The 6,106-nt window shown below is 53.5% G+C and carries 5 protein-coding genes, 1 rRNA gene and 1 pseudogene; 3 read left to right on the plus strand and 4 right to left on the minus strand.

The genetic code is table 11. The features are described 5' to 3' along the window. Position 1 precedes the first annotated feature (1 nt). A pseudogene (gene bcsR / locus IMQ56_RS16900) lies at positions 2-198 on the minus strand (cellulose biosynthesis protein BcsR); the annotation flags it as partial. A gap of 174 nt (positions 199-372) precedes the next feature. Between bcsR and bcsE the strand changes: the two are divergent. From bcsE to bcsG, 3 genes are read left to right on the plus strand one after another with little or no spacing between them, the layout of a single operon-like run. Beyond that, positions 373-1,935 (plus strand): cellulose biosynthesis c-di-GMP-binding protein BcsE, encoded by a 1,563-nt coding sequence (gene bcsE, locus IMQ56_RS16905; RefSeq protein WP_196064100.1) that lies wholly within the window; start codon positions 373-375, stop codon positions 1,933-1,935. After that, positions 1,932-2,126: a cellulose biosynthesis protein BcsF gene (gene bcsF, locus IMQ56_RS16910; protein WP_017384193.1), complete on the plus strand. Its 195-nt coding sequence runs from the start codon at positions 1,932-1,934 to the stop codon at positions 2,124-2,126. Before bcsE ends, bcsF begins: the two co-directional genes overlap by 4 nt. Then, a complete protein-coding gene (gene bcsG / locus IMQ56_RS16915; protein WP_032672219.1) occupies positions 2,119-3,798 on the plus strand; it encodes a cellulose biosynthesis protein BcsG in 1,680 nt (559 codons plus the stop codon). The genes bcsF and bcsG overlap by 8 nt, the downstream gene beginning before the upstream one ends. A 35-nt stretch (positions 3,799-3,833) precedes the next feature. On the opposite strand, the gene birA is transcribed toward bcsG, so the two are convergent. The 3 genes from birA to rrf all read right to left on the minus strand — a co-directional run bounded on the left by birA (position 3,834) and on the right by rrf (position 6,071). Next, positions 3,834-4,796, minus strand: coding sequence for a bifunctional biotin--[acetyl-CoA-carboxylase] ligase/biotin operon repressor BirA (gene birA, locus IMQ56_RS16920; RefSeq protein ID WP_017384195.1), 963 nt, complete (start codon positions 4,794-4,796; stop codon positions 3,834-3,836). Then, entirely contained in the window at positions 4,793-5,821 is a 1,029-nt protein-coding gene (gene murB / locus IMQ56_RS16925) for a UDP-N-acetylmuramate dehydrogenase (RefSeq protein ID WP_047734649.1), read from the minus strand. The genes birA and murB overlap by 4 nt, the downstream gene beginning before the upstream one ends. Before the next feature lie 134 nt (positions 5,822-5,955). Continuing rightward, positions 5,956-6,071, minus strand: a 5S ribosomal RNA gene (gene rrf, locus IMQ56_RS16930). Between the last annotated feature and the right edge of the window lie 35 nt (positions 6,072-6,106).

Genomic DNA, 6,106 nt, shown 5'->3' on the forward strand with positions numbered 1-6,106 from the left:
ATGGCTTCCTTATTGTTGTTGGGCAAACTCAGCTAATAACGGCCAACGTTTAATAGCCGCCGCCAACTGTTCACGCTGGGAAATATCGGTGTAATCTATTTCAGGCAAAGAAAAAGCCTGCGTGAGTGCCAAAAAATCGTTCTGGAATGTGTAACCCAGACTTGAGTCGACTGGGGTTGCGGGTTCGTTATTTTGCATTCTTTTTTCATCCCTTTGAGTAAAATCATAAGATTCAGATGCAGCGAGGCGTCCTGCCCACTAAATTTCATTTACATGCTAAATCTGATGTTCTTTAATTTCAATGTTAGGTTTATTTCTACGCTTTCGCTAGTAAACTGAGAGACATAGAAATTCGACGAAAAGAGGGACACCGTGGACTCCATATTTTCTATTGGCATCCAGTCATTATGGGACGAATTGCGCCACATGCCAGTCGGAGGAGTCTGGTGGGTTAATACGGATCGTAATGAAGATGCCATCAGTCTGGTAAACCAGACGATAGCGGCGCAGGGGAAGGATTTCCGCGTGGCCGTCATTACGATGGGCGAAGAGCCGAAGTCAATCATCAGGCTCGACAGTGACCGTGGGCCCCAGACAGTACGATTATTTTCCATGCCTGCGGAGGCTGACAGTCTATACTTTTTACCCCGCGATATTCAGTGTTCTATTGTTCCCGAACACTATTTACTGATTCTAAAATGCTCTAATAACGGCCTGCAAAATATCCCGTCTGAAAAACTGCTGAAATGGCTGGAAAGAATCAACAGATGGGCAAAAAATCAAAATTGCACCTTATTGGTTGTTAACCCAGGCAGTAATAATGACAAGCTTTTTTCACTTTTAATGAGTGAATACCGTTCCCTCTATGGCCTGGCCAGTATTCGTGTCCAGACCGACAGCCATCTTTACGACGTGGCTTTCTGGTGCAATGAAAAAGGGGTGAGCTCCCGACAACAACTTACCCTCAAACATGTCGGGGATGAGTGGCATCTTGCTCAACAAGAAGAAACAGTAGTTCAGCCACGCAGTGATGAAAAACGCGTTCTGAGCCATATTGCGGTACTGGAAGGTGCGCCTGCACTGTCTGAGCACTGGTCACTGTTCGATACCAATGAAGCCTTATTTGATGAGGCGCGCACCACGCAGGCGGCGACCATTATCTTCTCGTTGATCCAGAATAACCAAATCGAAACGCTGGCAAGGCACATACACACATTACGTCGCCAGCGCGGCAGTGCGTTAAAAATTGTGGTGCGTGAAAATAATACCAGCCTGCGCGCCACCGATGAGCGCTTATTACTGGGCTGCGGCGCGAATATGGTCATCCCGTGGAATGCTCCCCTGTCGCGCTGTCTGACGCTGATCGAAAGCATCCAGGGCCAGCAGTTTAATCGACATGTTCCGGAAGATATCAGCACCCTGCTTTCAATGACGCAGCCGATGAAACTGCGCGGCTACCAGAAATGGGACACCTTCTGCGATGCGGTGGGCAACATGATGAGCAATACGCTGTTACCGGCAGACGGAAAAGGGGTGATGGTTGCCCTGCGCCCCGTGCCGGGTATTCGCGTTGAGCAGGCGCTCACTCTGTGCCGCCCTAACCGTATCGGGGACATCATGACCATTGGCGATAACCGCCTGGTGCTGTTCCTCTCCTTCTGCCGGGTGAACGATCTGGATACTGCGCTTAACCATATCTTCCCGCTTCCTACCGCGGATATCTTCTCGAACCGTATGGTCTGGTTTGAAGATAACCTGATCGCGGCTGAGCTTGTCCAGATGCGTGCCCTGCCACCTGAAAAGTGGGCCAAACCGTTGCCTGTCACAAGCGGCGCCAAACCGGTTCTGAACGCGAAACATGACGGGCATGTCTGGCGACGGGTACCCGAGCCGCTACGCTTACTGGATGAGAACAAGGAGAGCGCGCCATTATGAATATCAGCGATATCATCCAACTGGTTGTTCTGTGCGCGCTGATTTTTTTGCCGCTTGGCTACTATGCACGCCATTCCCTGCGCCGTATTCGCGATACGATCAGATTACTGTTCGTCAAACCTCGCTATATTAAACCCGCCGGAACACTGACTCGCGCTCCGAACGTCAAGGCAAACCGAAAACATGACTAATTCTACCTATACCTCTTCGGCGCCCTCGCCACTCTGGCAATACTGGCGCGGCCTGTCCGGCTGGAATTTCTACTTTCTGGTGAAGTTTGGTCTGCTGTGGGCAGGCTATCTTAATTTCCACCCTCTGCTTAACCTGGTGTTTATGGCATTCCTGCTGATGCCAATCCCGAACCTCAGGCTGCACCGTATACGTCACTGGGTCGCTATCCCCATCGGTTTCGCCCTGTTCTGGCATGATACCTGGCTGCCCGGCCCTGAAAGCATCATGAGCCAGGGCTCCCAGGTCGCAGGTTTCAGTGCGGACTATATGCTCGATCTGGTTGAGCGCTTTATTAACTGGCAGATGATTGGCGCGGTATTTGTCCTGCTGGTCGCCTGGCTGTTCCTGTCTCAGTGGATCCGGGTGACGGTGTTTGTCGTCGCGATTATGATCTGGCTTAACGTCCTGACACTGACGGGCCCGAGCTTCTCGCTGTGGCCAGCCGGTCAGCCGACGACAACCGTGACCACCACGGGCGGTTCCGCCGCCGCGACCGTTGCGACAGCAGGGGATACGCCAGTGGTTGGGGATATTCCTGCGCAGACTGCACCGCCGACATCCACTAACCTGAACGCGTGGCTCTCCAGTTTTTACGCTGCGGAAGATAAGCGTCAGACGAAATTCCCGGACGCGCTGCCTGCCGATGCTCAGCCGTTTGAGCTGCTGGTCATTAACATCTGTTCTCTGTCCTGGGCTGACGTTGACGCGGCTGGTTTGATGTCGCACCCGCTGTGGTCGCATTTCGATATTCAGTTTAAGGACTTCAACTCGGCCACGTCGTACAGCGGCCCGGCGGCTATCCGCCTGCTGCGTGCCAGCTGCGGACAGCCTTCGCATAAGAACCTCTACCAGCCGGCAGCTAACCAGTGTTATCTGTTTGATAACCTCGCAAAACTGGGCTTTACCCAGCACCTGATGATGGGCCATAACGGTCAGTTCGGTAACTTCCTGAAAGAAGTGCGTGAACAGGGTGGCATGCAGGCCCCGCTGATGGACCAGAAAGGGCTGCCGGTAACGTTGCTGGGCTTTGATGGCTCGCCGGTGTATGACGATACCGCCGTGCTTCAGCGCTGGTTAGATACCGTCGGCAAAGAGGAAGGGACACGTAGTGCGACGTTCTATAACACGCTGCCGCTGCACGACGGGAATCATTATCCCGGCGTGAGTAAAACGGCCGATTATAAGGCCCGTGCTCAGAAGTTCTTTGACGAGCTGAACGCGTTCTTCAACGAGCTGGAAAAATCAGGTCGCAAAGTGATGGTGGTGGTGGTACCAGAACACGGAGGGGCGCTGAAAGGCGACAGGATGCAGGTGTCTGGTCTGCGCGATATCCCAAGCCCGTCCATCACTAACGTTCCGGCCGGGATTAAGTTCTTTGGCATGAAGGCGCCGCATCAGGGAGCGCCCATTGAAATCACCCAGCCAAGCAGCTATCTGGCTATCTCGGAACTGGTTGCTCGCGCTGTAGACGGTAAGCTGTTTGTGGAAGATAGCGTGAACTGGGATCAGCTCACCAGCGGGCTGCCGCAGACGGCGGAGGTATCGGAAAACGCCAATGCGGTGGTGATCCAGTATCAGAATAAGCCTTATGTCCGACTGAATGCCGGGGATTGGGTGCCGTATCCGCAGTGATGACCTGCTACACCCTCTCCCCTGTGGGGAGAGGGTTACTCCGCACTTCGTAACGAAATTTCACCGCCCACCCAGGGCTTAATCACGCCATCCTGTTCAAGAAGCAACGCGCCCTGCGCGTCAATGCCGCGTGATGTGCCGTAAATCTCTTTATCCCCAATCAGCAGCTTTACCGGTCGGTTAATAAAGTTATCCAGCTTTTCCCAGCGGGACAGGAATGGCGCTAACCCCTCTTGTTCAAAGAGCGTCAGCGAACTACGCAACTCATTGATCATGCGGACGGCAAGCGTATTGCGATCGATGGTGATCCCCGCTTCCTGCAAGTTGGTCCAGGCCTGGTTCACGACATCGTTCTGCACGTTTCGCATCACCATGTTCAGTCCCGCCCCAATGACGATCTGTGCGGCATCGCCTGTTTTTCCCGTCAGTTCAACCAGGATCCCCGCCAGCTTTCGATCGTTGAGATACAGATCGTTGGGCCATTTTACCCGCACCTGATCGGCACCCAGATCGTGCAGCACCTCTGCCATCACAATGCCGATGACCAGGCTCAGCCCGATGGCCGCAGCTGGCCCCTGTTCAAGCCGCCAGTACATGGAAAGGTAGAGGTTGGCGCCAAATGGTGAGAACCACTTACGCCCCCGGCGGCCACGTCCTGCCTGTTGGTACTCGGCAACGCAGGCATCACCGGATTTCAGCTCGCTCAGGCGATCCAGCAGATACTGGTTCGTCGAATCAATGACCGGCAATACCGCGACGTTACCGTGCCCAATCTGGCTGCGGATGACCTCTTCATTCAGTAACTGGATCGGTTCCGGCAGGCTGTAGCCTTTTCCCGGCACCGTAAACACATCCACGCCCCAGTCGCGGAGCGTTTGAATATGCTTATTGATCGCAGCACGGCTCATGCCCAGCTGTTCGCCCAGCTGCTCGCCAGAATGAAACTCGCCATCGGCAAGGATACCGATGAGAGTTAACGGAATAGTATTGTCCTTCACGCAATGGTCTCCACGGCATTCACTTCGCCCGTTCGGCCAATAAAGCGAACTTCAGGCTCCAGCCAGACGTTGAATTTTTCGCCCACGCGCTGGCGAACATGATGCGCCAGGTTGACGACATCCTCACTTGTCGCGTTGGACTGGTTGATCAGTACCAGCGCCTGCTGACGATGAACAGCAGCGCCACCAAGAGTCGTACCTTTTAATTCACACTGATCGATAAGCCAGCCTGCGGCCAGCTTCACGCTACCATCCGCCTGAGGATAATGCGGGGCCGTTGGCCAGCCGGCGAGAAACGCTTTTGCATTTTCGCTGCTGATCACCGGGTTTTTGAAGAAACTACCCGCATTTCCGTTTACTTTCGGGTCCGGGAGCTTGGTCATTCGCATGTGGCATACGGAATCAAATACCTCACGCGGTGTGACGGTAGCCGGGTCGAGACGGGTCAGATCGCCGTAAGTCAGAACGGGTTTCCAGGCTTTCGCCAGGTGCAGGCCAACGGCCACAATGACGAAACGATCCTGATAGTCGTGCTTGAAAATGCTGTCGCGATAGCCAAAGCGGCACTGCTCTGCGGTTAAGCGTTGAGCATTTCCGGTCGCGAGTTCGATGCAGTCGACATATTCGCAGACGTGTTTCAGTTCGATGCCGTAGGCACCGATGTTTTGAATAGGAGATGATCCTGCACAGCCCGGGATCAGAGCCAGGTTTTCCAGCCCTGGCATCCCTTTTTCAAGGGTATATTGCACCAGATGATGCCAGTTCTCGCCAGCACCCACGTGTAAATGCCAGCTGTCAGCGCTCTCTTTACGCTCAATCCCCATGATGCGATTGACGATTACCGTCCCCGCAAAATCATCGAGAAACAGGACATTACTTCCTTCGCCCAGAATAAGTACGGGTTCACCGTTTTCTGTTGCGTTTTGCCATGCATTCAGCAACTGCTGAGCACTGTCGGCACGTACAATTTGATTAGCATTCCGTTGAATACCAAAGGTATTCCAGGGCTTAAGGGAGTGATTCATAGACGCTATCCTGATGCAAAAACCGGGATAGTTTACCGTATATATGGGGGGATAGGTGATTTGTTTATGGAAAGGAAGCAGGTGCACAAACGCAAAAAGGCCATCCTTGCGGATGGCCTCTTCACTTGTTTGATGCCTGGCAGTTCCCTACTCTCACATGGGGAGACCCCACACTACCATCGGCGCTACGGCGTTTCACTTCTGAGTTCGGCATGGGGTCAGGTGGGACCACCGCGCTAAAGCCGCCAGGCAAATTCTGTTAATCTGTATCAGGCTGAAAATCGT

It is taken from the genome of Enterobacter sp. Res13-Sevr-PEC09-46 (assembly GCF_015672585.1).
Taxonomy (GTDB): Bacteria; Pseudomonadota; Gammaproteobacteria; order Enterobacterales; family Enterobacteriaceae; genus Enterobacter; species Enterobacter hormaechei_C.

Excerpts from the sequence above, each read along its gene's own strand:
- bcsF (WP_017384193.1), top strand. The coding sequence starts at position 1,932 with ATGAATATCAGCGATATCATCCAACTGGTTGTTCTGTGCGCGCTGATT.
- bcsG (WP_032672219.1), top strand. The coding sequence starts at position 2,119 with ATGACTAATTCTACCTATACCTCTTCGGCGCCCTCGCCACTCTGGCAA.
- murB (WP_047734649.1), bottom strand. The coding sequence starts at position 5,821 with ATGAATCACTCCCTTAAGCCCTGGAATACCTTTGGTATTCAACGGAAT.